Origin of the sequence: Paraburkholderia phytofirmans OLGA172 (genome assembly GCF_001634365.1) — a bacterium.
Taxonomy (GTDB): Bacteria; Pseudomonadota; Gammaproteobacteria; order Burkholderiales; family Burkholderiaceae; genus Paraburkholderia.
Genome location: NZ_CP014578.1, coordinates 316,264 through 339,478 on the forward strand (window position 1 = coordinate 316,264; position 23,215 = coordinate 339,478).

26 protein-coding genes are annotated in these 23,215 nt (G+C 61.8%); 20 read left to right on the plus strand and 6 right to left on the minus strand.

Annotated features, from left to right (window positions below; genetic code table 11):
• The first annotated feature begins 183 nt into the window (after window positions 1-183).
• From gshA to ptsP, 5 genes are all read left to right on the plus strand, one after another.
• Window positions 184-1,473 (plus strand): glutamate--cysteine ligase, encoded by a 1,290-nt coding sequence (gene gshA / locus AYM40_RS01375; protein WP_063494638.1) that lies wholly within the window; start codon window positions 184-186, stop codon window positions 1,471-1,473.
• Between the two features lie 101 nt (window positions 1,474-1,574).
• Window positions 1,575-2,531, plus strand: a complete 957-nt coding sequence (gene gshB / locus AYM40_RS01380) for a glutathione synthase (protein ID WP_063494639.1) — start codon at window positions 1,575-1,577, stop codon at window positions 2,529-2,531.
• 331 nt (window positions 2,532-2,862) lie between these two features.
• Window positions 2,863-3,390: a PTS sugar transporter subunit IIA gene (locus AYM40_RS01385; protein WP_063497791.1), complete on the plus strand. Its 528-nt coding sequence runs from the start codon at window positions 2,863-2,865 to the stop codon at window positions 3,388-3,390.
• Window positions 3,391-3,496: 106 nt separating this feature from the next.
• Window positions 3,497-3,766: an HPr family phosphocarrier protein gene (locus tag AYM40_RS01390; protein WP_007179472.1), complete on the plus strand. Its 270-nt coding sequence runs from the start codon at window positions 3,497-3,499 to the stop codon at window positions 3,764-3,766.
• A gap of 306 nt (window positions 3,767-4,072) precedes the next feature.
• Window positions 4,073-5,821 (plus strand): phosphoenolpyruvate--protein phosphotransferase, encoded by a 1,749-nt coding sequence (gene ptsP, locus AYM40_RS01395; protein ID WP_063494640.1) that lies wholly within the window; start codon window positions 4,073-4,075, stop codon window positions 5,819-5,821.
• A 76-nt stretch (window positions 5,822-5,897) separates the two neighbouring features.
• Here the strand turns inward: ptsP and AYM40_RS01400 are convergent, their stop codons facing one another.
• The 3 genes from AYM40_RS01400 to gpmA all read right to left on the minus strand — a co-directional run bounded on the left by AYM40_RS01400 (window position 5,898) and on the right by gpmA (window position 9,464).
• Window positions 5,898-6,656 (minus strand): HesA/MoeB/ThiF family protein, encoded by a 759-nt coding sequence (locus tag AYM40_RS01400; protein ID WP_063494641.1) that lies wholly within the window; start codon window positions 6,654-6,656, stop codon window positions 5,898-5,900.
• A 176-nt stretch (window positions 6,657-6,832) separates the two neighbouring features.
• On the minus strand, window positions 6,833-8,413 hold the full coding sequence (locus AYM40_RS01405; protein ID WP_063494642.1) for a S41 family peptidase: 1,581 nt from the start codon (window positions 8,411-8,413) through the stop codon (window positions 6,833-6,835).
• A 304-nt stretch (window positions 8,414-8,717) separates the two neighbouring features.
• Window positions 8,718-9,464: a 2,3-diphosphoglycerate-dependent phosphoglycerate mutase gene (gene gpmA, locus AYM40_RS01410; protein ID WP_063494643.1), complete on the minus strand. Its 747-nt coding sequence runs from the start codon at window positions 9,462-9,464 to the stop codon at window positions 8,718-8,720.
• Window positions 9,465-9,601: 137 nt separating this feature from the next.
• Between gpmA and AYM40_RS01415 the strand changes: the two genes are divergently transcribed.
• The 5 genes from AYM40_RS01415 to AYM40_RS01435 all read left to right on the plus strand — a co-directional run bounded on the left by AYM40_RS01415 (window position 9,602) and on the right by AYM40_RS01435 (window position 12,597).
• Complete coding sequence (locus AYM40_RS01415) at window positions 9,602-10,027, plus strand: rhodanese-like domain-containing protein (protein WP_063497792.1); 426 nt, start codon at window positions 9,602-9,604, stop codon at window positions 10,025-10,027.
• Window positions 10,024-10,284 carry a glutaredoxin 3 gene (grxC, locus tag AYM40_RS01420; RefSeq protein ID WP_054035740.1) on the plus strand — a complete coding sequence of 87 codons (261 nt, stop codon included), beginning with the start codon at window positions 10,024-10,026 and terminating at the stop codon, window positions 10,282-10,284. The genes AYM40_RS01415 and grxC overlap by 4 nt, the downstream gene beginning before the upstream one ends.
• Window positions 10,285-10,462: 178 nt before the next feature.
• On the plus strand, window positions 10,463-10,933 hold the full coding sequence (gene secB, locus AYM40_RS01425; protein WP_063494644.1) for a protein-export chaperone SecB: 471 nt from the start codon (window positions 10,463-10,465) through the stop codon (window positions 10,931-10,933).
• 21 nt (window positions 10,934-10,954) lie between these two features.
• Window positions 10,955-11,953: an NAD(P)H-dependent glycerol-3-phosphate dehydrogenase gene (locus AYM40_RS01430; RefSeq protein WP_063494645.1), complete on the plus strand. Its 999-nt coding sequence runs from the start codon at window positions 10,955-10,957 to the stop codon at window positions 11,951-11,953.
• A gap of 95 nt (window positions 11,954-12,048) precedes the next feature.
• Complete coding sequence (locus tag AYM40_RS01435; protein WP_063494646.1) at window positions 12,049-12,597, plus strand: O-acetyl-ADP-ribose deacetylase; 549 nt, start codon at window positions 12,049-12,051, stop codon at window positions 12,595-12,597.
• On the opposite strand, the gene trmL is transcribed toward AYM40_RS01435, so the two are convergent.
• On the minus strand, window positions 12,570-13,040 hold the full coding sequence (gene trmL, locus AYM40_RS01440) for a tRNA (uridine(34)/cytosine(34)/5-carboxymethylaminomethyluridine(34)-2'-O)-methyltransferase TrmL (RefSeq protein ID WP_063494647.1): 471 nt from the start codon (window positions 13,038-13,040) through the stop codon (window positions 12,570-12,572). The genes AYM40_RS01435 and trmL overlap by 28 nt on opposite strands.
• Window positions 13,041-13,058: 18 nt before the next feature.
• Entirely contained in the window at window positions 13,059-13,853 is a 795-nt protein-coding gene (locus tag AYM40_RS01445) for a ComF family protein (RefSeq protein ID WP_063494648.1), read from the minus strand.
• Window positions 13,854-13,937: 84 nt separating this feature from the next.
• Between AYM40_RS01445 and AYM40_RS01450 the strand changes: the two genes are divergently transcribed.
• From AYM40_RS01450 to AYM40_RS01480, 8 genes are all read left to right on the plus strand, one after another.
• Window positions 13,938-14,903 carry a methyltransferase domain-containing protein gene (locus AYM40_RS01450; RefSeq protein WP_063494649.1) on the plus strand — a complete coding sequence of 322 codons (966 nt, stop codon included), beginning with the start codon at window positions 13,938-13,940 and terminating at the stop codon, window positions 14,901-14,903.
• Between the two features lie 326 nt (window positions 14,904-15,229).
• A complete protein-coding gene (locus tag AYM40_RS01455) occupies window positions 15,230-15,703 on the plus strand; it encodes a DUF2244 domain-containing protein (protein WP_063494650.1) in 474 nt (157 codons plus the stop codon).
• 66 nt (window positions 15,704-15,769) lie between these two features.
• Window positions 15,770-17,398 (plus strand): cytochrome c oxidase subunit II, encoded by a 1,629-nt coding sequence (gene coxB / locus AYM40_RS01460; RefSeq protein ID WP_063494651.1) that lies wholly within the window; start codon window positions 15,770-15,772, stop codon window positions 17,396-17,398.
• A 44-nt stretch (window positions 17,399-17,442) separates the two neighbouring features.
• Window positions 17,443-19,056 carry a cytochrome c oxidase subunit I gene (ctaD, locus tag AYM40_RS01465; protein WP_063494652.1) on the plus strand — a complete coding sequence of 538 codons (1,614 nt, stop codon included), beginning with the start codon at window positions 17,443-17,445 and terminating at the stop codon, window positions 19,054-19,056.
• Window positions 19,057-19,173: 117 nt separating this feature from the next.
• Window positions 19,174-19,308, plus strand: coding sequence for a cytochrome oxidase small assembly protein (locus AYM40_RS42170; RefSeq protein WP_236720879.1), 135 nt, complete (start codon window positions 19,174-19,176; stop codon window positions 19,306-19,308).
• 42 nt (window positions 19,309-19,350) lie between these two features.
• On the plus strand, window positions 19,351-19,965 hold the full coding sequence (locus AYM40_RS01470) for a cytochrome c oxidase assembly protein (RefSeq protein WP_063494653.1): 615 nt from the start codon (window positions 19,351-19,353) through the stop codon (window positions 19,963-19,965).
• Between the two features lie 33 nt (window positions 19,966-19,998).
• Window positions 19,999-20,208 (plus strand): DUF2970 domain-containing protein, encoded by a 210-nt coding sequence (locus AYM40_RS01475; protein WP_063494654.1) that lies wholly within the window; start codon window positions 19,999-20,001, stop codon window positions 20,206-20,208.
• 132 nt (window positions 20,209-20,340) lie between these two features.
• Complete coding sequence (locus AYM40_RS01480; RefSeq protein WP_063494655.1) at window positions 20,341-21,198, plus strand: cytochrome c oxidase subunit 3; 858 nt, start codon at window positions 20,341-20,343, stop codon at window positions 21,196-21,198.
• Window positions 21,199-21,427: 229 nt separating this feature from the next.
• On the opposite strand, the gene AYM40_RS01485 is transcribed toward AYM40_RS01480, so the two are convergent.
• Window positions 21,428-21,637, minus strand: coding sequence for a twin transmembrane helix small protein (locus AYM40_RS01485; RefSeq protein ID WP_007179452.1), 210 nt, complete (start codon window positions 21,635-21,637; stop codon window positions 21,428-21,430).
• A gap of 114 nt (window positions 21,638-21,751) precedes the next feature.
• Between AYM40_RS01485 and AYM40_RS01490 the strand changes: the two genes are divergently transcribed.
• Window positions 21,752-22,468, plus strand: coding sequence for an SURF1 family protein (locus tag AYM40_RS01490; RefSeq protein ID WP_063494656.1), 717 nt, complete (start codon window positions 21,752-21,754; stop codon window positions 22,466-22,468).
• Between the two features lie 72 nt (window positions 22,469-22,540).
• Window positions 22,541-23,203 (plus strand): SCO family protein, encoded by a 663-nt coding sequence (locus tag AYM40_RS01495; RefSeq protein ID WP_063494657.1) that lies wholly within the window; start codon window positions 22,541-22,543, stop codon window positions 23,201-23,203.
• The last annotated feature ends 12 nt before the right edge of the window (window positions 23,204-23,215 follow it).

A 23,215-nucleotide genomic window follows, 5' to 3' on the forward strand; every position in this document is an offset into this window, starting at 1 on the left:
GCGACTTTGGCCCGCCTTTATGGCGGGCTTTTTTCTTGCCGCGTATCTTGTGAGCAGGAGTTTTCCGCGCCTATCATGGCGATAGCGAGAATGCATTCGCATCGGCTTGCGAATGGAGAAACCGTCCCCAAATGGACAAAGCGTTTGCTCTACAATCTTTTTTCTCCAGTCTGCGAGTGATCAATGGTTCCGCACCTAGTTACGGCGTTAAACGGCCCGCTGCTCGATCTCGAGCGGAAGATCCTCGACGCTACGCCCGCCATCGAACGCTGGTTCCGGCTCGAATGGCAGGAGCACACACCGCCGTTCTATTGTTCAGTCGATCTGCGGAACGCGGGTTTTAAGCTCGCGCCGGTCGATACCAATCTGTTTCCCGGCGCATTCAACAATCTGCCGCAGGAAGTGTTGCCGCTCGCCGTGCAGGCCGCGATGGCATCGATCGAAAAGATTTGCCCCGACGCGAAAAATCTGCTGGTGATCCCCGAGCGCCATACGCGCAACGCGTTTTATCTGGAGAATGTCGCCCGTCTGGCTGCGATCATGCGTCAGGCCGGCTTGAACGTGCGGTTCGGCACGCTCGACGAAAGCATCGTCGGGCCGGTTACGATTGCATTGTCCGACGGGCAGAAGCTTGTGCTCGAACCGCTCGAGCGCACGCCGCGGCGCCTCGGGTTGAAGAACTTCGATCCGTGCTCGATTCTGCTGAACAATGATCTGTCAGGCGGCATTCCGCCCGTGCTGGAAAATCTGCACGAGCAGTACCTGCTGCCGCCGCTGCATGCCGGCTGGGCTGTTCGCCGCAAATCGACACACTTCTCCTGTTATGACGACGTCGCGAAGAAGTTCGCGAAGATGGTCGAGATCGATCCGTGGATGATCAATCCGTATTTCGCGCATGTCGAAGGGGTCGATTTCCAGGAGCGCACCGGTGAAGAAGCGCTGACAGACGCAATCGACGGCGTACTGAAGAAGATCGCCAAGAAGTATCGCGAGTACGGCATCTCCGAGAGACCGTATGTCGTCATCAAGTCGGATGCCGGCACCTATGGCATGGGTGTGATGACCGTGCACGACGCCTCGGAAGTGGCCGCGCTCACCAAGCGCGAACGCGCCAAGATGGCCGCCACCAAAGACGGTCTCGAAGTGCATGACGTGATCGTGCAGGAAGGCGTGTACACCTTCGAGCGGATCGGTGAAGAAGTCGCCGAGCCGGTCGTGTACATGATCGACCGTTACGTGGTGGGCGGCTTCTACCGCGTGCACGGCAGCCGCGAGCGCGATCAGAATCTGAACGCGCCCGGCATGCACTTCGTGCCGCTCGGCTTCGAGCATACGGCGCTGCCGGATGCGCACGCCAAGCCTGGCGCGGCGGTGCCGAACCGCTTCTATATGTACGGCGTGGTGGCCCGGCTCGGGTTGCTGGCCGCCTCGGTCGAACTGGAAAAGACCGATCCGGAAGCGATTCAGGTTTAAGCCTCGCTAGTTGGACGATGGCGGCTTGCATGCCGCCATCGTCATTTTCAGCGACTATATTGACGATCAATGCCAAGCCCTAAGGGCGCACCGGAATCCCCATGGACATTCTTTTTATCGCCGATCCGCTTACGCAGTTCAAGATCTACAAAGACTCGACTTACGCGATGATGGCCGAAGCCGCGCGCCGCGGCCATACGCTCTACACGTGCGAGCCGAAGCATCTGGCGTGGACGGGCGACGACGTCGAGGCGAACGTGCAGCGTTTTGCGATCGTCGGCGACGTGACGGACCTGCATCGCGACACCTGGTACGCGGCTGAAGCCGCCACGCCACGTTCGCTGAAGCGCTTCAGCGCGGTCGTCATGCGTAAAGACCCGCCGTTCGATATGGAATACGTGACGTCGACGTGGCTGCTGGAAATGGCCGAGCGCGGCGGCGCGCGCATCTTCAACAAGCCGCAGGCGATTCGCGATCATTCGGAAAAGCTGGCGATCGGCGAGTTCGCGCAGTTCGTGGCGCCGACTTTGGTGACGCGCGACGCCGCCCGGTTGCGCACTTTCCACGAAGAGCACGGCGACGTGATCCTGAAGCCCCTCGACGGCATGGGCGGCATGGGTGTGTTCCGCGTGAAGGCCGACGGCATGAATCTCGGCTCGATCATCGAGATGCTGAGCCACGACGGCGCGCGCTCGGTGATGGCGCAAAAGTTCATCCCCGAGATCAAGGAAGGCGACAAGCGCATTCTCCTGATCGGCGGCGAAGCGGTGCCGTTTTCGCTCGCACGGATTCCTCAGGGAAATGAAGTGCGCGGCAATCTGGCGGCCGGCGGTCTCGGCGTGGCACGTCCGCTCACGGAGCATGACCGCAAGATCGCCGACACGCTCGCGCCGGTGCTTGCCGCGCGCGGTCTGCTGCTGGTCGGGCTGGACGCGATCGGCGACTGGCTCACCGAGGTGAACGTGACGAGCCCGACATGTTTCCGCGAGATCATGGATCAGACCGGCTTCGACGTCGCCGCGATGTTCATCGACGCACTGGAGCGCGCGGCAGCTTGAGTCGAAACCCTTGAATGGCTGCCATGCCACCCAAACTGTGTAGTAAATCTGCATCAAGCGAAACACCGGCTTTGGCGCGAAAATGGGCCTGATACAATGCCCGCTCTTCCGCGCCAAGCCGAATCGATGGCGTCTGCCAGACGCTGCAGGCATGGATTGCGGACTGTAAACGAGCGGTTTTCCGTCGGTGCCGTCGCGACAGCAGGCGCCGCGGGCCGCTCGTCAGATGATGCGTTCCGGCCCTCACGACCCACGGCCGGTCGAGGGCGCTTACGAACCGGGCTTCGTCCCGGTCCACGGTTCGGGGCCGTTCTTTTGCAGTAAGGCTGACATGGCAGGCATTCTGATTATTGCGCACGCTCCGTTCGCCACCGCGTTGCGCGATTGTGTTTCGCACATCTACGGTGGCTTGCCGGCCCGCATCGGCGTGATCGACGTATCGCCGGATTGCGATCCCGCACAGCAGGTCGCGTTCGCGCACTCGGAAATCGAGCGGCTCAAGGAAGAAAACGGCGCACTCGTGCTCACCGATATCTTCGGCGCCACGCCGGCGAATATTGCCGGGCGGCTAGCTTCGCTGCCGAACGTCCGGGTGCTGTGCGGCGTCAATCTGCCGATGCTGGTGCGGGCGGTCTGTTATCGCGCGACGCCGCTCGACACGCTGGTCGACAAAGCGCTCGCCGGGGCCACCAAGGGCGTGCATGCAATCGGGCCCGCCGCGGCGGCGCCGGTTGCGCCTCCCGCAGAGGTCAGCAGCTGTTTGCCGGCCTTGCCGCCCGAGGCCGCTTCAAGTGACTGTTTGCCCGCCTTGCCGGCCGAGGCCGATCTGACTCAGAAAGCCGGCTCGACCGGGTTGTAAGCGGATCGCACGGCTTTAGACGATTGCGATCGGGTTGCGGCCCGTTTGCAGCTGGTTTGCAGTTTCACCTTTCACTACAACACTTACCCGCGCTTCGGACCATCACATGCTGCAACAGGAAACGACTATTGTGAACAAGCTGGGGCTGCACGCGCGCGCGTCGGCCAAGTTGACGCAACTCGCGGGCAACTACCAGGCGGAAATCTGGATGAGCCGCAATGGCCGCCGTATCAATGCCAAGAGCATCATGGGCGTGATGATGCTGGCCGCGGGTATAGGCAGCACGGTGCTGATCGAAACGGAAGGCGCCGACGAAAAAGAAGCAATGGACGCATTGTTGAAACTGATTGCCGATAAATTCGGCGAAGGTCAGTGAATTCACGCGCTCCGCTTGCCTGAAGCGAAATGCCGCGGCTGTCCGCGGCATTTTTTTTAGCGCGAGACAATCGATGCATGACCGGTGTGAGGGTGCATGACCCGGTCGTGCCGGCGGCGCGTCAAGGGTGCGTTGCGGGAACGCAAGGCGGATGAGGGCGCATTGTCGTGGTCGGTTACGGCATTTCGTGCTGCGCTGCACACAGCCCCGGCGTACTTGCAAAGAGCGCGGAATTTATAATGACAAAGAGAGTCTGAGAGCATTGCAGCGGTTTGCCGCGGCATCACACAACTAGAGGAGGTGCGCGTGTCCTTCACGCTGCATGGAATTCCCGTGTCACGCGGTATCGCCATCGGGCGGGCTTATCTGATCGCCCCGGCTGCACTTGACGTAGACCACTATCTGATCGAACCCGCTCAGATCGAGGGCGAGATCGAGCGCTTTCGCGCGGCCCAGCAACATGTGCACTACGAACTCGACGCGTTGCGCGCCGATCTCGCTGTGGATGCGCCGAGCGAAATGGGCGCGTTCATCGACGTTCATTCAATGATCCTGAACGATGCAATGCTCGTGCAGGAAACCATCGACCTGATCCGCACGCGCCGTTACAACGTCGAGTGGGCGCTGACCGAACAACTCGAGCGCCTGTCGCGCCATTTCGACGATATCGAAGACGAATACCTGCGCGAGCGCAAAGCCGACATCGAACAGGTCGTGGAGCGCGTGCTGAAGGCGCTCGCCGGCGCGTCAGTGGCGCTGGTGGACGGTGTGCACGGTACCTGCGACGAGATGATCGTGGTCGCGCATGACATCGCGCCGGCCGACATGATGCAGTTCAAGACGCAAACGTTTCAGGGGTTCGTCACCGATCTCGGCGGACGGACTTCACATACGGCGATTGTCGCGCGCAGCCTCGGCATTCCGGCCGCGGTCGGCGTGCAGCATGCGAGCCAGCTGATTCGCCAGGACGATCTGATCATTGTCGACGGCGATCACGGCATTGTGATCGTCGATCCTGCGCCGATCGTGCTGGAAGAGTATTCATACCGCCAGAGCGAAAAAGAGTTGGAGCAGCGCAAGCTGCAACGGCTCAAGTTTTCGCCGACGCAAACACTCTGCGGCACGCGCATCGAGCTGTGCGCGAACATCGAATTGCCGGAGGACGCGCGCGCCGCGGTCGATTCGGGTGCGGCCGGTGTGGGCCTGTTCCGCACCGAGTTCCTGTTCATGAATCACAAGCACCAGTTGCCGGAAGAGGAAGAGCAGTTTGCTGCCTACCGTCGCGCGGTCGAGTTGATGAATGGCTTGCCGGTGACGATCCGTACGATCGACGTCGGCGCCGACAAGCCGCTCGATTCGATGGCGGGAGGCGACGGCTACGAAACCGCACCGAACCCCGCCTTGGGGCTCAGAGCGATTCGCTGGAGCCTCTCGGAGCCGCAAATGTTCCTGACGCAACTGCGCGCTATTCTTCGCGCGTCGGCGTTCGGCAAGGTGAAGATTCTGATTCCGATGCTCGCGCACGCGCAGGAGATCGATCAGACGCTCGATCTGATTCGCGAAGCCAAACGTCAGCTGGACGACGCCGGCATCCCCTACGATCCGAACGTGCAGGTCGGCGCGATGATCGAGATTCCGGCTGCCGCGATTGCGTTGCCGCTGTTTCTCAAGCGGCTCGATTTCCTGTCGATCGGCACGAACGATCTGATCCAGTACACGCTGGCGATCGATCGCGCGGATAACTCGGTCGCGCATCTGTACGACCCGTTGCATCCGGCGGTGCTGCACCTGATCGCCTTCACGCTGCGCGAGGCGAAGCGGGCGGGTGTGCCGGTGTCGGTGTGCGGCGAGATGGCGGGCGATCCGGCGTTGACGCGTCTGTTGCTCGGCATGGGCCTCACCGAGTTTTCGATGCATCCGAGCCAGTTGCTGGTGGTCAAGCAGGAAGTGCTGCGCTCGCATCTGAAGACGCTCGAGAAGCCGGTGGCCGACGTGCTGGCTTCGTTCGAACCGGAAGAAGTACAGGCGGCGCTCAAGCGTGTGGTGCTGGCTTGAAACTGAGAGCCGGTTAGGTTCAAACGGAAAACGCCGCACAGTGTGCGGCGTTATTTATTCGGCGTCCTGCTTGGGCTCAGGCCTGATGCCGTTCCCCGCATACCGGACAGTCCGGCTGGCGCGCAATGCGCATCGTGTTCCATTCCATTCGAAGCGAATCGAGCATCGTGAGGCGGCCCACCAGCAGCGTGCCGATCTCGCCGATCACTTTTAGCGCTTCAGCGGCTTGCATCGAACCGATGATGCCGACCGTGGGCGCGAACACGCCCATGGTCGAGCACGCGACTTCCTCGAACGGTTGATCCTCCGGGAACACGCACGCGTAGCAGGGCGACGCGGCGTCGCGGAAATCAAAGGTGCTGATCTGGCCGTCAAAGCGCAATGCCGCCCCCGACACCAGCGGCACGCCATGATTCACGCACGCCCGGTTGATCGCGTGGCGCGTGGCGAAGTTATCGGTGCAATCGAGCACGACGGTGGCGTGCGGCACTTCGCGATCGAGCCATGCATCGTCGACGCGTTCGCCTACTGCGTTCACTATTACTTCGGGATTGATCTGGACGATCGCGTCGCGCCCGGACTCCACCTTCTTGCGCCCGACCGACGCGCTTACGTGCAGAATCTGCCGCTGCAGATTGGTCAGGTCGACCGTGTCGGCATCGACCAGCGTCAAGCGGCCGACGCCTGCCGCCGCCAGATACATCGCTGCAGGCGACCCCAGCCCACCCGCGCCGACGATGATCGCGTGCGCGTCGATAAAGCGCTGCTGCGCCTCGATGCCGATTTCGTCGACGAGGATATGGCGGGAATAGCGGAGGAGTTGATCGTCGTTCATGGCGGGGCGCGTGGAGTGTCGCGCAATGAAATGCAGGACCAGTGGCCTGCCGTGCGCGGTTTCGTTATTTTAATCGCGCGGGGAGCGGGTGTTCATGCTGGTGCTGGGTATAGCAAGGTGCACTGCGACGTGTCTTCGCAGCAGGTTCGGCTGCGAAGACACGTTGAATTTACTGCTTAGTTGCTTTGCGCAGCAGGCGCCGAGGCCGGGACCGATGCGCCCGGCACCGGTTGCGTCGGCTTCACCGCGACCGGCGCGGACGCCGAAGCTGCCGGCTTGTTCTGCGCCAGACGCCGCTCGGTCAGCGACTTCGATTCCACCACCGGCTTGCCTTCCAGCTTGTTCAGCGCCTGTTGCAGCATGAAGTCGTCGGTCGAACCGAACTCGACCGGCTTGCGCTCACGATCCTTCTGACGCTGTTCCGGCGTCTTCTTGTCGTTCTGCTCTTCGAGCTGACGCAGTTGGTCCATGCGTTCCTGTTCGCGCTGTTCCGCTTCCTTCTTCTCGTTCGGATCCTGCGTGTTCGCAAGGTGGTTCGAGTAATCGACTTCGCGGGTGACCAGTGCGTCGTCCGGATCGCCCTCCGCGTATTGATCGACCGCGGTGTCAGGACGGATGCCCTTGTTCTGGATCGAACGGCCGCTCGGCGTGTAGTAGTACGCCGTGGTCAGACGCAGGGCCGTGTCGGCCGTCATCGGACGGACGGTTTGCACCGAGCCCTTGCCGAAAGTAGTCTTGCCGACGATCAGCGCACGATGCTGATCCTGCAGCGCGCCCGCGACGATTTCCGAAGCCGACGCCGAGTAGGCGTTGGTCAGCACGATCATCGGCACCGTCTTGAAGATCGGCGCTTCGTCTTTCAGCGGATCGCTGTCGAACGATTGCAGGCGGTAGTTATCGTACGTATCGCGATAGACCTGCTTCGAATCCGGAATCTGGCCGTTGGTGGACACCACCACCGAATTCGGCGGCAGGAACGCGCCGGCTACGCCGACCGCGCTTTGCAGCAGACCGCCGCCGTTATTGCGCAGATCGAGCACGAGACCCTTCAGGTTCGGCTGTTGACGGGCGATGTCTTGCAGCCTGGCGGCCAGATCAGGCGTGGTGCGTTCCTGGAAGCTGGTGATGCGGATATACGCATAGCCCGGTGCGAGGATCTTCATCTTGACCGACTGGACCTTGATGATCGCGCGCGTCACCGTGAGCGGGAACGTACGGTCGTCGGTCTTGCGGAAGATGGTCAGCGTGACCTTGGTGCCCGGATCGCCGCGCATCTGCTTGACGGCCTGGTCGAGCGTCATGCCGCGCACGGGTTTGTCGTTGATGCGGGTGATCAGGTCGCCCGGACGGATGCCGGCGCGGAATGCGGGCGTGTCTTCAATCGGCGAGATCACCTTGATCAGGCCGTCTTCAGACGAAATTTCGATGCCGAGACCCGCGAAGCGACCCTTGGTCTGCTCCTGCAGTTCTTCGTAATCGGTCTTGTCGAGATACGACGAGTGCGGGTCGAGGCTCGACACCATGCCCTTGATCGCAGCGGTGAGAAGCTTTTTATCGTCGACCGGTTCGACGTACTCATGCTTGATTTGCCCGAAGACTTCGGCAAAGAGCCTGAGCTGGTCCAGCGGCAACGGCGCCACGGCGCTCGAGGCGGCGCTGGCGGGTTGCTGGGCCGAGGCGGAGAGTTGCAGGGTGGCGAATGCGCCGGTAGCAAGGCCCGCGGCAATCAGGCCGATATTTTTCAGGTTCTTTCGCATAGAGTCTGTTGCGGTCGGAAGCGCGTGGCAGCGTCGATAGAGATGGGACGGACAAGTATAACTGCACACCCGCCCGGTCAGGGCGCAGCACAGGGAATCGTGATTCGACAGCGCGGGCCGGACCTGGTTCGTGAGATCGCCGCTGCGGTGGTGAAGTAATGTGCGGTAACCGTAGGATGGCGGCTAGAAAGGCGCGCTCGGGGGATGCGGGCCGCGCTGACCGGTATGTGTGTTGCCGGTCGGCGCGGCCCGTTTGCCGCAACCCTGCTGCATTTTTCACCGCGGGGCTGCGGTTCGAACGGGCTTAGCCCGCCTTGCCTTGCTGGGCCACAGCGGCTTGCGCCTTGGCAATCGCGTCCTGGTCGCCAAGATAGTAGTGCTTGATCGGCTTCAGATTTTCGTCGAGTTCATAGACGAGCGGCACGCCGTTCGGGATATTCAGGCCGACGATGTCGTCGTCCGAAATGTTGTCGAGGTACTTCACCATGGCGCGGATCGAGTTGCCGTGCGCGGCGATCACGACCTTGCGGCCCGACTTGATGGCCGGTGCAATCGACTCGTTCCACAAGGGCAGAACGCGCGCCACGGTGTCTTTCAGGCACTCGGTGAGCGGCAATTGCTCGCGCGGCACCTTGGCGTAACGCGGATCGCGGTAGGGCGCGCGGTCGTCCGACGGATCGAGCGCCGGCGGCGGCGTGTCGTAGCTGCGGCGCCAGACCAGCACCTGCTCGTCGCCGAATTTGGCTGCGGTTTCCGCCTTGTTCAGGCCCGACAGCGCGCCATAGTGGCGCTCATTCAGACGCCACGAATGCACGACCGGCAGATACATCAGATCCATCTGGTCCTGCACATGCCACAGGGTACGGATCGCGCGCTTGAGCACCGACGTATAGGCGATGTCGAACGTATAGCCCGATTCCTTCAGCAGCACGCCGGCTTGCTGCGCTTCGCGATTGCCCTGCTCGGTCAGGTCGACGTCGACCCAGCCTGTGAAGCGGTTTTCCTTGTTCCACGTCGATTCGCCGTGGCGGATGAGAACGAGTTTGTACATGAGATTGCCGGTCGGTAGTAAGGAAGCGGTAAAGCGTTGCGAGGGTCCTCTAGAGGAGCGTCGCCATCGCGTCAGACGGTTATTTTATAATGGGCGGATTGCCCTTTTCGATTTCTCTCTTTTTCGGCGGATTTTCCGTGAAGTTTTTCACTGATTACACAAACCTTGTACTGATCGCAATCGTCCTCATCTCCGGTGGATTGCTGCTGTGGCCGACGATCAGCCGGCGTGGCCGCGGGGGCCTGTCGGCCGCTGAGGCGACTCAACTGATCAACCGGCGCAATGCAACGGTCATCGATCTGCGTCCGTCCGCTGATTTTGCCAAGGGCCATCTGCCCGCGGCGCGGCAGCTTGAATTTGCCGAGTTGCAGGCGAAAGTCGCGCAACTCGTGAAGAATAAGAACAACCCGGTGCTGCTGGTGTGCCAGACCGGCCAGCAGTCGAACAAGGCGGCGCGTATCGTGCAGGATGCCGGATACGCCGAAGTCCATGTTCTCGAAGGCGGTGTCGACGCCTGGCAGAAGGCCGGTATGCCGGTTGTGAAACAAGGAGCAGTCAAGTGAACAAAGTGATCATGTACAGCACGCAGGTGTGCCCGTATTGCCAGATGGCCGAACGTCTTTTAAAGTCGCGCGGCGTCGAGCACGTTGAAAAGGTACTGATCGACAAAGACCCGGCCCGTCGTGAAGAAATGATGACCCGGACCGGTCGCCGTACGGTGCCGCAGGTGTTCATCGGCGAGACGCATGTCGGCGGGTACGATGACCTTTCCGCGCTCGATCGCGCGGGCGGTTTGATGCCTCTGCTCGAACCTGCCTGAACGAAGCTGCGCTTACTTGTGCGCCGGCCTTATGCGCCGGCCGGCTCGTGAGTGGGGCGGGTGAAATACAAGTCGGCGCATGCTGGCCCTATCAGGGCACGCGATGCGTCGCAACGATCTGGCGGTCCGTGAAGCCATGGGCCGCCGCCATGCATACCTATCAGGGAATCACTCAATCATGTCCGACGAGAATAACCAGCCGTTCTTCAATATCCAGCGCATCTACCTGAAGGACATGTCGCTCGAGCAGCCGAATTCGCCGGGCATCTTTCTCGAGCAGGAAATGCCGTCGGTCGAAGTCGAAGTCGACGTGAAGGCCGAGCGCCTCGCCGACACTGTGTTCGAAATCCTCGTCACGGGCACGGTCACGGCCAAGGTGTCGGACAAGGTTGCGTTCCTGATCGAAGCCAAGCAAGCCGGCATTTTCGACATCCGCAACATTCCCGCCGAACAGATCGACCCGCTGGTCGGCATTGCCTGCCCGACGATCCTGTTCCCGTACCTGCGCTCGAACATCGCCGACGCGATCACCCGCGCAGGCTTCCCGCCGATCCACCTCGCCGAGATCAACTTCCAGGCGCTGTACGAGCAACGTCTCGCGCAAATGGGCGGCCAGGACGGCGCGACGCAAAACGGCGTCACGCATTAACGCGTCCGTTCGGTGCCGGCTATGAAGGTCGCTGTCCTCGGCGCCGGTGCATGGGGCACAGCCCTCGCCGGACATCTTGCCGCACGGCACGACACGGTGCTGTGGGCGCGAGAACCCGCGCTCATCGCCGATCTCTCCGCTTCGCACGAAAACGCCCGCTATCTGGCGGGCGTTGCGTTGCCGCCGTCCCTTCGCTACGCAGCCGATCTGAACGCAGCGCTCGACCACGCGCTCGCCGACGACGCGTTATGCATCGTGGCGACGCCCGTCGCCGGTCTGCGGGGGCTGTTCCGGGCCATGCACGACGCGGGCAAAGTGCCGGCGCATGTGGTGTGGTTGTGCAAAGGTTTCGAAGCCGACTCACAGTTGTTGCCACATCAAGTGGTCGCGGCTGAACTGCCGGGGCATGGCAGCAACGGCGTGCTGTCGGGTCCAAGCTTTGCGCGCGAAGTCGGGCAGGGCTTGCCGGTCGCGTTGACGATCGCGAGTACGTCATTAGCATGCCGCGAGCGCACGGTTGCCGCGTTCCATCATGGCGCCATGCGCATCTATACCGGCGACGACATCGTCGGCGTGGAAGTGGGCGGCGCGGTGAAGAACGTGCTGGCGATTGCCACAGGCATTGCTGACGGTCTTGGCCTCGGTCTCAATGCGCGCGCGGCGCTGATCACGCGTGGCCTGGCGGAGATGTCGCGCCTTGGCGTGACGCTCGGCGGACGGGCAGAGACGTTCACCGGTTTAACCGGACTGGGCGATCTGATCCTGACCGCCACGGGCGATCTGTCGCGCAATCGCACGGTCGGCGTGCAACTTGCCGCGGGCCGTACGCTCGACGACATCCTCGGCGCCCTTGGTCATGTGGCCGAGGGCGTGCGTTGTGCGCAAGCCGTGCTGGCGATTGCTCGCGCTCATGCGATCGAGATGCCGATCACGCAGGCAGTCTGCGCCGTGCTGTTCGACGGTGTAGCGCCCCGCGACGCTGTCAGCGCCCTGCTGCGGCGCGATTCGAAAGCAGAGTAAGTCTTGTCTTTCAGCCGTTTAGCGCGAAAAGCGCTGAACGGCTGCCCGCTATCGCTGTCCACGTTTTATCGACGCTTCGGGCCAGCGAGGTTCCCATGCTCAGTTTCTACAATTGCACGCTAGACGCGCGCGTGGTCGACATCACGACACTCGCCGTGGATGTGATCGTCAACGCCGCGAATACTTCGTTGTTAGGTGGCGGTGGCGTGGATGGCGCGATTCACCGCGCGGCCGGCAAGGAATTGCTGCGTGAGTGCGAGGCGCTGGGCGGCTGTGCGACCGGCGACGCGAAAATCACCCGCGGCTACCGCTTGCCGGCCGAACACGTGATCCATGCGGTCGGCCCGGTTTGGCAGGGCGGTGCGCGCGGCGAGGCGGATCTGCTTGCCTCCTGCTATCAGCGCTCGCTCGAGGTCGCGCATCAGGCGCATTGCACAAGCATTGCGTTTCCCGCGATTAGTTGCGGCATCTACCATTTTCCTGCCAATGAAGCCGTGCAGATCGCCGTGGGCACTGTGCTCGAAACTTTGCCGCGCACCCCGAAGATTGAACGCGTGGTGTTCGCCTGTTTCGACGACGCCATGCTCGCGCGCTACGAAGCCGAGCTGAAACGCCGTCAGGCGCCCCCGTCGAAGCCGGTCTGACGCCACGCTTCGAACACGACCACGGCGACCGTATTCGACAGATTCAGGCTGCGGTTGCCCGGCCGCATCGGCAGGCGCACGCGTTGTTCATTGGCGAATTGATCGAGCACCGTGTCAGGCAGGCCGCGCGTTTCGGCGCCGAACACGAACCAGTCGCCGGATTGAAACGCATGCTCGTGAAACCGGCCCGAGCCGCGGGTGGTGAAGGCGAACATCCGCGCCGGATCGGGTGCCTCTTTGGCGACGAACGCACCCCAATCGGCATGCACATTCATCTGCGCATACTCGTGATAGTCGAGGCCGGCGCGGCGCAACTTGGCGTCGTCGAGCGGAAAGCCGAGCGGCTCGATCAGATGCAGCCGCGCGCCAGTGTTGGCGCACAGGCGGATGACGTTGCCGGTGTTCGGCGGGATTTCCGGTTCGACGAGAACGACATTGAACATGATGGCTTCAGGTAGAGACTAGATTTTCGGCGTACGCAGCGCGACGAAGTTGGTGACGCGCCGCGCACCGGCAGCTTTGAGCGTACGTGACAGCGCTTCGAGCGTCGCGCCGGTCGTCATCACATCGTCGACGATGCCGACATGCAGGCCTTGCACCGGTTTGGCGACCTCGAACGCGCGGCCTACGTTCAACCGGCGCGCGTCCAGGTCGAGCCGTGATTGCGGCGCGGTGTGGATCACGCGATGCAGCAGGGTGGCGTCGCTGCGCACATGCAGCGCGCGGGCCAAGGGCCTCGCAATCTGCCAGGCCTGGTTGTAGCCGCGCTCGGTAAGACGTTTGTTGGCGAGCGGCACGGGTGCGAGTACATCCGGTTTTTCGGCCGCGTCTGCCCAGGTGTCCTCCGCGAGACGCGCAAGGCGTTGTGCGAATTCGCGCGCCAGCATCAGCCGGGCGCGGAATTTCAGGCCGAGCGCCAAGGCGTCGAGCGGCTGACGGTAATCGGCGAGAGCAAAGGTGGCCTCGAACGGCGGCGGCTCGCCGATGCAATCCGCGCAGCGATATTGCGCGTGACCCGCCAAGCGTATTCCGGACAACGGGACCGCGCACACCGTGCAGCGCAACCTGCTTTCGTTCCAATATGTCTCATCGCAACCGGCACACAGCGTCTTATGCGACAAATTGCCGCACAATGCGCACAGGTTCGGCAGCGCGGCGTGCATCACATGCGGCCATGCCGAATACAAGCCGCGCGCGAATCGTACAAAACGCGCGTTCGAGCCGCCGGAAAAGGAAGATTTTTTTCGGAATGGCATGATTGGACCGACCGCGAAGGCCTTTCACGCTGAATGGACGGAAGCGAGCGAGTATACTTCGTGCTCTACGCCAGTACGACACCCATGCCCCCAACTTCGTCTCAATCTGGCCGTCCGGCCTATGATTCCCGGCGCCTCAGGCAGATTTTCGACCGCCGTGCGGCGACGTTCGGCAACGTCGCCTTCCTGCCGCGCGAAATCGCCCAGCGCATGCGCGAGCGCCTCGACTACATCAAGGTTACGCCGGCGAGCGTGCTCGACGCCGGTTGCGGCGCGGGCGAAGACATCCCCGCGTTGCGCGAACGCTTCCCCGAGGCGCCGGTGTTCGGCACCGACCTGTCGTACGGCATGCTCAGCCGCGCGTTGCGTCACGATTCCGGCGACACGAGCTGGCGGCGCTTTCTGCCGGCCACGCTCGGCAAGGCGCTCGGCGCCCGCGGTCCGCGTTTCGCGCAGGCCGACTTCTCGGCGCTCCCGTTCGCGGCCGGCGCCTTCGAATTCATCTGGTCCAATCTCGCCCTGCACTGGCACTCGCGGCCCGACCTTGTGTTTCCTGAGTGGCAACGGGTGCTGAAAGTGAACGGCCTGCTGATGTTCAGCACGCTCGGTCCGGATTCGCTGAAGGAATTGCGCGGCGCCTACGCCGAGGTCGAGGCCGCGCATGGCGTTGCTTCGCGCCAGCATGTGATCGACTTTGTCGACATGCATGACCTGGGAGATATGCTGGTGGAGAGTGGTTTCGAGATTCCTGTGATGGATCAGGAAACACTCACTATTACGTATAAGTCGCCCGAGTCGCTGCTCGCGGACGTGCGCCGCTGGGGTGCCTATCCGTTCGAGCGCGAGGCCACCTCGAATGCCATCGCGCGTAGGCTGCACAAGGCTTTGCTGGGAGCGCTCGAAGCCCGTCGGCGCGCCGACGGCACGATCGCGCTGACCTTCGAGGTGATCTACGGCCACGCTTGGAAAGCCGTGCCGCGCACCACGGCTGAAGGTCATGGGATCGTGAGGATCGAGGATATCGGGCGAGGTTCGTCGAGGAATCGGTGAGGAACCAAGGAAGCGGTAAAGAGGACATCTGTTATGTCTGAAATTACCGCTTCAAAAGACGCGCGAAAGCTGTGTCAAAACGGCGCGGAGGCTTGTCGCACCTGGCTTGTAAGCCGATTGAGGCTTGCTTGTGGATGCTATGGATCGCGCCTATAATGCGTCAGTTTGTCGCCCGGAGTTCCCACATTTGGGGCGACAGGCCCGAAGCACAGGGCTGCAACATGAAGTGGCGCGGCGGTGATTGAGGGGCCGCTGATGGGCCGTTAGCGGTCGGTCGCGAGCAATGGCCGCAGGTGGCGCTTGGTGAGGGTCGGCAGGAGGCAGCGATGGAAGCATCAGATCTGCTGGCGGATTCAGAACCGGTTCTCAAAGACTGGACGATGAAGCGCAACTGTTCGATTTCGCCGCGGCAGTTTGTATGTTTCTACGTATCGCTTGCGTTGTTCTCGTTGGCAATTGCTTTCATGCTGGTTCTGGTCGGCGCCTGGCTGGTGTTGCCGTTCACCGGTATCGAATTGCTGGCGGTTGGCATCGCGTTTGCCATATATGCGCGTCATGCTGTCGATTACGAGCGCGTGCGGCTGTTTCAGAACCGGCTCGTGATCGAGCAGGTCAGCGCCGAGCGGCTCACGCAGTTTGAATTCAATCCGCGCTGGGTGCGGATCGAACCGGGCGCGACGCCACGTGACCAGATCAAACTGGTCTCGCGCGGCCAGACGATCATGATCGGGCAACATCTCGCGCAGTATCGGCGCGCGCAGTTCGCAGGCGAACTGCGTATGTGGCTCACGCGGTGTTAGACGTGTTGAGACGCGCGGCGTTCCCGGGGAGCGCGAGACAGCCTGCCAGCGGGGTCGAGGGTTTGAATGGAAATTTTGGGTAAGGAAGCTATGAAAACAATCAAGCGAGCCCTCATGGGCGTGCTGGCGATGAGCGGACTGCTTTTCGCCGGCGCGGCCCTGGCAGTGGGCGATGTTCCGGGCGGCCCTGCCGTCAACGAGATCAATCTCCAGCCGCCAGCGACGAAAATCGCTGAGGAGCTCTACAGCCTCCACACGTTCATGCTGATCCTGTGCACGGTGATCTTCATCGGCGTGTTCGCAGTGATGTTCTATTCGATGTTTGCGCACCGCAAATCGAAAGGCCACAAGGCTTCCCATTTCCACGAAAGCACTACCGTCGAAATCATCTGGACGATCGTGCCGTTCGTCATCGTCGTGCTGATGGCGCTCCCCGCCACCAAGACCGTCGTCGCGATGAAGGACACCACGAATGCCGACGTCACCATCAAGGTCACCGGCTACCAGTGGAAGTGGGGCTACGACTACGTGAAGGGTCCGGGTGAGGGCATCAGCTTCCTGTCCACGCTGGCCACGCCGCGTGCGGAAACCGATGGCCGTCAGCCGATTTCCACCACGTATCTGCAGGAAGTCGACAATCCGCTCGTCGTCCCGGTCGACAAGAAAATCCGCATCATCACTACCGCGAACGACGTGGTCCACTCCTGGTACGTGCCGGCTTTCGGCGTGAAGCAGGATGCGATTCCGGGTTTCGTGCGCGACACGTGGTTCAAGGCTGACAAGACGGGCACGTTCCGCGGCTTCTGTACCGAACTGTGCGGCAAGGAACACGCGTTCATGCCGGTGGTGGTCGAAGTGCTGTCGGCAGACGACTACGCGAAGTGGGTCGATGTGCAGAAGCAGAAAATGGCCGCCGGCCAGGACGATCCGAACAAGACCTACACCATGGCCGAGTTGATGGAGCGCGGCGGCAAGGTGTACGCATCGAACTGCGCGGTCTGCCACCAGCCGACCGGCAAGGGCGCAGGCGCATTCCCGGCGCTGGACGGCAGCAAGATCGCCAACGGCCCGATCGCAGAACATGTGAGTCTGGTGCTGAAGGGCAAGAACGCGATGCCTTCGTGGGCGCCGACGCTGAACGACGTTGAAATCGCTTCGGTCATCACGTACGAACGTAACTCTTGGGGCAATCACACCGGCGATATTCTCCAGCCGAAGCAGATTCTGGACGCCCGTAACGGCAAGCTGCCGGAAGGCGGCAACCATCTGGCCGACGCAGGCGCGGCTGCTAGCGGCGCGGAAGCGGCTTCGGGCGCCGCGTCTGCCTCGGGCGCTGAAGCGGCTGCGGCCGGTTCGGACAGTGCGGCAGCATCGCAAGCAGCCCTCCCGGCTAGCATCTACTTCGACATCGGCAAGAGCACATTGCCGGCCGACGCGAAAGCGGCGGTCGACGCGGCCGCGGCCTACGCGAAAGCGCACCCGGACGCCAAGTTCACGCTGTCGGGCTTCACCGACGCCACCGGCTCTGCCGAAGTCAACGCGAAGCTCGCGAAGACCCGTGCCGAAGCGGTGCGCGACGCACTGAAAGCAGCCGGCATTGCCGAAGATCACATCATTTTGAAGAAGCCGGAAACGATCACGGGCGGCACCGACGCGAAAGAGGCCCGGCGTGTTCAGATCAGCCCGGCTGCCTGACGTGTTCATGGTCAGCACCGCAGAATTCGCATTAGGAGATTGTCATGTCTAGCATCGGACACGATGTAGTCGCGGGCCACGAGCACGTGCACGGCGACCATGCCCACGAAACGCCGCACGGCTGGCGTCGTTGGCTGTTCGCAACCAATCACAAGGACATCGGTACGCTGTACCTGATCTTCTCGTTCATCATGTTCCTCTCCGGGGGCGTGATGGCGCTGATGATCCGTGCCGAACTGTTCGAGCCGGGTCTGCAGATCATGCGCCCCGAGTTCTTCAACCAGTTGACCACCATGCACGGCCTGATCATGGTGTTCGGCGCGATCATGCCGGCTTTCGTCGGCTTCGCGAACTGGATGGTGCCGCTGCAGATCGGTGCATCGGACATGGCTTTTGCGCGGATGAACAACTTCAGCTTCTGGCTGCTGCCGGTGGCTGCGGTGTTGCTGGTCGGCTCGTTCTTCGCACCGGGCGGCGCGACCGCCGCGGGCTGGACGCTGTACGCGCCGTTGTCGACGCAGATGGGCCCGGGCATGGACTTCGCGATTTTCGCGGTCCACTTGATGGGTGCGTCGTCGATCATGGGCGGGATCAACATCGTCGTGACGATCCTGAACATGCGTGCACCTGGCCTCACACTGATGAAGATGCCGATGTTCGTATGGACGTGGCTGATCACCGCGTACCTGCTGATTGCCGTGATGCCGGTTCTGGCGGGCGCGATTACCATGGTGCTGTTCGATCGCCACTTCGGCACGTCGTTCTTTAACGCGGCAGGCGGCGGCGACCCGGTCATGTACCAGCATATTTTCTGGTTCTTCGGGCACCCCGAGGTGTACATCATGATCTTGCCGGCGTTCGGGATCGTGTCGCAGGTGATCCCGGCGTTCTCGCGCAAGCCGCTGTTCGGCTATAGCTCGATGGTGTATGCAACCTCGTCAATCGCGATTCTGTCGTTCATGGTCTGGGCGCACCACATGTTCGCAACCGGCATGCCGGTGACGGGCCAGCTGTTCTTCATGTACGCGACGATGCTGATCGCCGTGCCGACGGGTGTGAAGGTGTTCAACTGGGTCGCGACGATGTGGCGCGGTTCGCTGTCCTTCGAAACGCCTATGCTGTTCGCGGTCGGCTTCCTGCTGGTGTTCACGTTCGGCGGTCTGTCGGGCCTGATGCTCGCTATGGCGCCGCTCGACATCCAGTATCACGGTACTTATTTCGTGGTGGCCCACTTCCACTACGTGCTGGTTGCGGGTTCGCTATTCGCGCTGTTCTCCGGGTGGTACTACTGGTCGCCGAAGTGGACCGGCTGGATGTACAACGAAACGCGCGGCAAGATCCACTTCTGGGCGTCGATGTTCTTCTTCAACCTCGCCTTCCTGCCGATGCACTTTGTCGGTCTCGCAGGTATGCCGCGTCGTTATGCTGATTACCCGGCACAGTTCACGGACTGGAACCAGGTGATCTCGATCGGTGCATTCGGCTTCGGTCTGGCACAGGTCTACTTCCTGTTCGCGGTTGCACTGCCGGCCTATCGTGGCGGTGGCGAGCACGAAGAAGCGGGCGACAAGCCGTGGGACGGCGCAACGGGCCTCGAATGGACCGTACCGAGCCCGGCTCCGTTCCACACGTTCGAAAACCCGCCGACCGTCGAGTAATCGTCGTTCTGGGCGGTTGCCGGTTCTGGCGGCGGGCGGCATGTCCCCGCCGGATCCCGGCAGCGAGCGAAGCAGTGGCGGCACCCTGTAGTCACGAAAGTATTCAGAAAGTCGAGCATGACGCGCAATCCTCAAGAAAGACGTACACCCGAGCAGATTCGCGCGGGCAATCGGCGAATCGGTATCGTGATGTTTGTCGTCGCCGCCGCGTTTTTTGCGAGCGTCATCATTCATCAGAAGTGGTTCTCCTGAAGCAGTGGTTCAAGTCTGCGCGCAGGATTGTTGAGGATTGAGATGTCGACGCAACCGCCGGCTCGGGCCGATCGCTCTTTTAACCGTTCGATGCTGATCAAGCTGTTCCTCGTCGCTTTGATGATGTTCGGTTTTGGTTTTGCGCTGGTGCCGATGTACCGCGCGATCTGCCAGATCACCGGCATCAACAACCTCGTGCAGCGTGATGCCACGGCGCGCGAGGCTAAGAATACGCAGGTCGACATGAGTCGCACGATTTCGATCGAATTCGATGCGAACGCGCGCGGCCCGCTGGGTTTCAAGCCGGAGCAGCGCAGTCTCGACGTGCATCCGGGCGAAGTGACGACTGTGATGTACGAGGTGAGCAACGAACAGGCGCGCACGATTCAGGCGCAGGCCATTCCGAGCTATGCACCGAAGCAGGCCACCGAGTACTTCAAGAAGATCGAGTGTTTTTGCTTTACTCAGCAGACTTTGACTGCGAATCAGACAAAACGGATGCCGGTGGTGTTCGTGGTCGACCCGAAGTTGCCGAAGGATGTGAAAACGATCACGTTGTCGTACACGTTCTTTGAGTTGAATACGCCGGCAGCGGCGACGGCCGGGAGCGCAGCACCCACGGCCAATACGGCGGCAACCAGCGCCAATCCCGCTTGACGGTTTTTGCCGCGGGCGAAGGAACGAGACGTAATGAGCGATAACAGCGGCGGCCCGCGCAAGAGCAGTTTTGGCCAGTCCATGAAAGCCGTGTTCTGGTCGTTTTTCGGGGTACGCAAGCGTCGTGATCTGGAAGCGGACGCGACGCAGCTGAACCCGCTGCACGTGATCGCAGCGGCATTGATCAGTGTGGCCATTTTCATCGGCGTGCTGATCCTGATCGTGCGCGCAGTGGTGGGCTGAGGCGTTCAGGTTCACGCGCAGTACAGGGCGAAGCAGAGCCCACGAATTAGAGTGAAGCGGTGCGGTATCGACGCGCCGCCGAGGATACAGCCGGAGATTCCGGAACAACTGGACTGAAGTGGAGAATCAAGAATGAGCGGTCAAAACGAGAGCCCGTACTATTTCGTACCGCATCCGTCGCGGCATCCGATCAGCGCCGCTGTCGGGTTGCTGGTCATGCTCGGATCGCTTGCGGCCTGGATCAACGACCATGACTGGGCACCGCTCGGCGTAGTCGCCGGCCTGCTGTGGCTGCTTTATACGTTGTGGCACTGGTTCGGCGACGCGATCGCAGAATCCGAAGGCGGCATGTACGGCAAGAATGTCGACAAGTCGTACCGCTGGAGTATGAGCTGGTTCATTTTCTCCGAAGTGATGTTCTTCGGTGCTTTCTTCGGCGCGCTGTTCTATGCACGCGAAATCGCGCTGCACCAGCTCGGCAGCCTCGATTACAAACTGATCTGGCCGGATTTCTCGGCGGTGTGGCCGAACAACGGTCCGGCAGCGCTGGTCTCGACCTTCAAGTCGATGCAGCCGTGGCCGGTGCCGACCATTAACACGGCGCTGCTGCTGTCGTCCGGCGCTACGTTGACGGTTTCGCACCACGCGCTGCGTGAAGATCATCGCAAGAAGGCGATCATCTGGCTGGCGGCTACGCTGGTGCTCGGCGTCTCCTTCCTGTTTCTGCAAGGCTTCGAGTATTTCCACGCGTACAACGAACTGAACCTGACGCTGGCCTCGGGCGTGTACGGTTCGACGTTCTTTCTGCTGACGGGCTTCCACGGTTTCCACGTGTTCCTCGGCGGTACGATGCTGGCTGTAGTGCTGGTGCGGATGATCCGCGGCCACTTCACGGCGGAGCATCACTTTGCATTCGAAGGCGCCGCGTGGTACTGGCACTTCGTGGACGTTGTGTGGCTTGGGCTGTACGTCGTCGTGTACTGGCTGTAACGCAGTCTGGCCTGCATACGTTTCGAAAACCGGCCGGTTTCCGGAACGCGTGCAGACCGTTCGCGCATCGCCTTTCAAGGCGCGGCGCACGAGCAATACGCAAGTCATGCAGCGCCGCCCTCGACCCTGTCAGGGCGGCGTTTTGTTTGGAGCGCCTGGAGCGTCCGGTCCGTTTGGGGCGCTGGGTGAGTTCGACGAGCGTGGCGGCGTGAGGTTCTTTCCGCCGAGCTCAACGCCCGTAAGGAATACCGGTCGACTGAATCCATCCCATCCAGTGAGCGAACAGGATGAACAGGAATAGCGAGATCGACAGGCCCACCCGCGTGGCGAGCGACCAGACCATCCGCTTGGTTTTGCCCTTGTCATGCATCATGAAATACAGCGCCGACACCATGCTGGCGATGATCAGGACGAAGGCGATGGGAACGAGAATGTGCATGGAACCAACTGAAACCAGAAAGCGCAGAGGCAAGACTTTTATTATCGCACCGCGCGCCGGCGTCTGCCGCCGGTTCCGGACGCTGTCGCAAGCGGTGGTGTCGGAGTGCGTTCAATGAAGTTCCGCCTCATTCCCGCGCTGTTGATTTTGCTGGTGATTGCGGTGACCGTGCGGCTCGGTTTCTGGCAGCGCGACCGCGCCCATCAGAAGGAAGCGCTCGAAGCACACATCGCGCAGTTCGAAGACGCGCCTGCGCAGCCGGTCAACGCCACGCCGGTCGAACTGAAGGACATCGAATTCCATCGCGTGAAGGCGCGTGGCAGTTTCGTCGCGGATAAAGTCGTTTATCTGGATAATCGACCGTATAACGATCAGCCGGGCTTTTACGTCGTGATGCCTTTTAAACTGGCCGACGGCGGTTACGTGCTGGTCAATCGCGGCTGGCTGCCGCGCAACATGAACAGTCGCGAGACCATCGCGCCGTACAGCACGCCTCAAGGCGAGATCGAAATCGAAGGCATTGCGCGCGCCGATGCCTCGCGTGCATTCGAGTTGGGGCAGGGGGGATCGGCCGCGCATCAGAAGATCCGCCAGAATCTGGATACGACGGCCTACGCTGCGGAAATCGGGCTGCCGTTGCAATCGTTCGTGATTCAGCAATTGAGCGACGACGGCGACAAGCTGGTACGCGACTGGCCGGCGCCGACAACCGGCGTCGAGACCAACTACGGCTACATGTTCCAGTGGTGGGGCATGGCGGCCGCGGCCCTGGTCTTCGGTTTGTACGCCGCGCGCCGCGCCGCGAAGAAAGAGCACGCCCCGAGCGTGTAATGCATCGCCTGCGGTTTCGTGCCCTGAGAGCAAGGGCCTCGAAGCCGCGCAATCATTGAAAGAGGTCCTGTAGTGTCGACGCAATCTCCCCGTTCGCCGCAAGCTGGCAAACCCGCAGCTCCGAAAGTGGTGCCTGGTCAACCCAATGGCGAGGGATCGTGGAAGCGTGGCCGCTGGATGCTGCTGCTGCTGGCGTTCATCTGCGCGGCGCCGATCGCCGTGTCGTATTTCGTTTATTACGTGGTCAAGCCGACCGGCGGCAGCACGAGCTACGGCACGCTGGTCGAACCGCAGCGGCCGATTCCCGATTCGCTCGTCGTGACGGGTGAAGACGGCAAGCCGCTCAAGCTCGCGTCGCTGCGCGGCCGCTGGCTGATGATCTCCGTCGACAACAGCGCATGCGACAAAGCCTGCGTCACCAAGCTGTACTTCATGCGACAAATCCGCGCAGCTCAGGGCCCGGAACGCGAACGCGTCGTGGAAGTGTGGCTGCGCACCGATGCAGGCAACGTGTCCGACGTGATACAAAAAGCCTATCCCGACACCAACATGCTGATCGCCAACCCGGCGCAGGTGTCCGCATGGCTGCCGACCGACACCGGCACTCAACTCACCGACCACATCTACATGGTCGATCCGAACGGCAATCTGATGATGCGTTTCCCGAAAGATCCGAACCCCAGCAAGATTAAGGTCGATGTGACCAAGCTGCTCAAATGGTCGAGCATCGGCTGACGCCGCAACAAG

Coding starts and splice junctions, on each gene's coding strand:
- gshA (WP_063494638.1), top strand. CDS start 184: ATGGTTCCGCACCTAGTTACGGCGTTAAACGGCCCGCTGCTCGATCTC.
- gshB (WP_063494639.1), top strand. CDS start 1,575: ATGGACATTCTTTTTATCGCCGATCCGCTTACGCAGTTCAAGATCTAC.
- AYM40_RS01385 (WP_063497791.1), top strand. CDS start 2,863: ATGGCAGGCATTCTGATTATTGCGCACGCTCCGTTCGCCACCGCGTTG.
- AYM40_RS01390 (WP_007179472.1), top strand. CDS start 3,497: ATGCTGCAACAGGAAACGACTATTGTGAACAAGCTGGGGCTGCACGCG.
- AYM40_RS01400 (WP_063494641.1), bottom strand. CDS start 6,656: ATGAACGACGATCAACTCCTCCGCTATTCCCGCCATATCCTCGTCGAC.
- AYM40_RS01405 (WP_063494642.1), bottom strand. CDS start 8,413: ATGCGAAAGAACCTGAAAAATATCGGCCTGATTGCCGCGGGCCTTGCT.
- gpmA (WP_063494643.1), bottom strand. CDS start 9,464: ATGTACAAACTCGTTCTCATCCGCCACGGCGAATCGACGTGGAACAAG.
- secB (WP_063494644.1), top strand. CDS start 10,463: ATGTCCGACGAGAATAACCAGCCGTTCTTCAATATCCAGCGCATCTAC.
- AYM40_RS01430 (WP_063494645.1), top strand. CDS start 10,955: ATGAAGGTCGCTGTCCTCGGCGCCGGTGCATGGGGCACAGCCCTCGCC.
- AYM40_RS01435 (WP_063494646.1), top strand. CDS start 12,049: ATGCTCAGTTTCTACAATTGCACGCTAGACGCGCGCGTGGTCGACATC.
- trmL (WP_063494647.1), bottom strand. CDS start 13,040: ATGTTCAATGTCGTTCTCGTCGAACCGGAAATCCCGCCGAACACCGGC.
- AYM40_RS01445 (WP_063494648.1), bottom strand. CDS start 13,853: ATGCCATTCCGAAAAAAATCTTCCTTTTCCGGCGGCTCGAACGCGCGT.
- AYM40_RS01450 (WP_063494649.1), top strand. CDS start 13,938: ATGCCCCCAACTTCGTCTCAATCTGGCCGTCCGGCCTATGATTCCCGG.
- AYM40_RS01455 (WP_063494650.1), top strand. CDS start 15,230: ATGGAAGCATCAGATCTGCTGGCGGATTCAGAACCGGTTCTCAAAGAC.
- coxB (WP_063494651.1), top strand. CDS start 15,770: ATGGAAATTTTGGGTAAGGAAGCTATGAAAACAATCAAGCGAGCCCTC.
- ctaD (WP_063494652.1), top strand. CDS start 17,443: ATGTCTAGCATCGGACACGATGTAGTCGCGGGCCACGAGCACGTGCAC.
- AYM40_RS42170 (WP_236720879.1), top strand. CDS start 19,174: ATGACGCGCAATCCTCAAGAAAGACGTACACCCGAGCAGATTCGCGCG.
- AYM40_RS01470 (WP_063494653.1), top strand. CDS start 19,351: ATGTCGACGCAACCGCCGGCTCGGGCCGATCGCTCTTTTAACCGTTCG.
- AYM40_RS01475 (WP_063494654.1), top strand. CDS start 19,999: ATGAGCGATAACAGCGGCGGCCCGCGCAAGAGCAGTTTTGGCCAGTCC.
- AYM40_RS01480 (WP_063494655.1), top strand. CDS start 20,341: ATGAGCGGTCAAAACGAGAGCCCGTACTATTTCGTACCGCATCCGTCG.
- AYM40_RS01485 (WP_007179452.1), bottom strand. CDS start 21,637: ATGCACATTCTCGTTCCCATCGCCTTCGTCCTGATCATCGCCAGCATG.
- AYM40_RS01490 (WP_063494656.1), top strand. CDS start 21,752: ATGAAGTTCCGCCTCATTCCCGCGCTGTTGATTTTGCTGGTGATTGCG.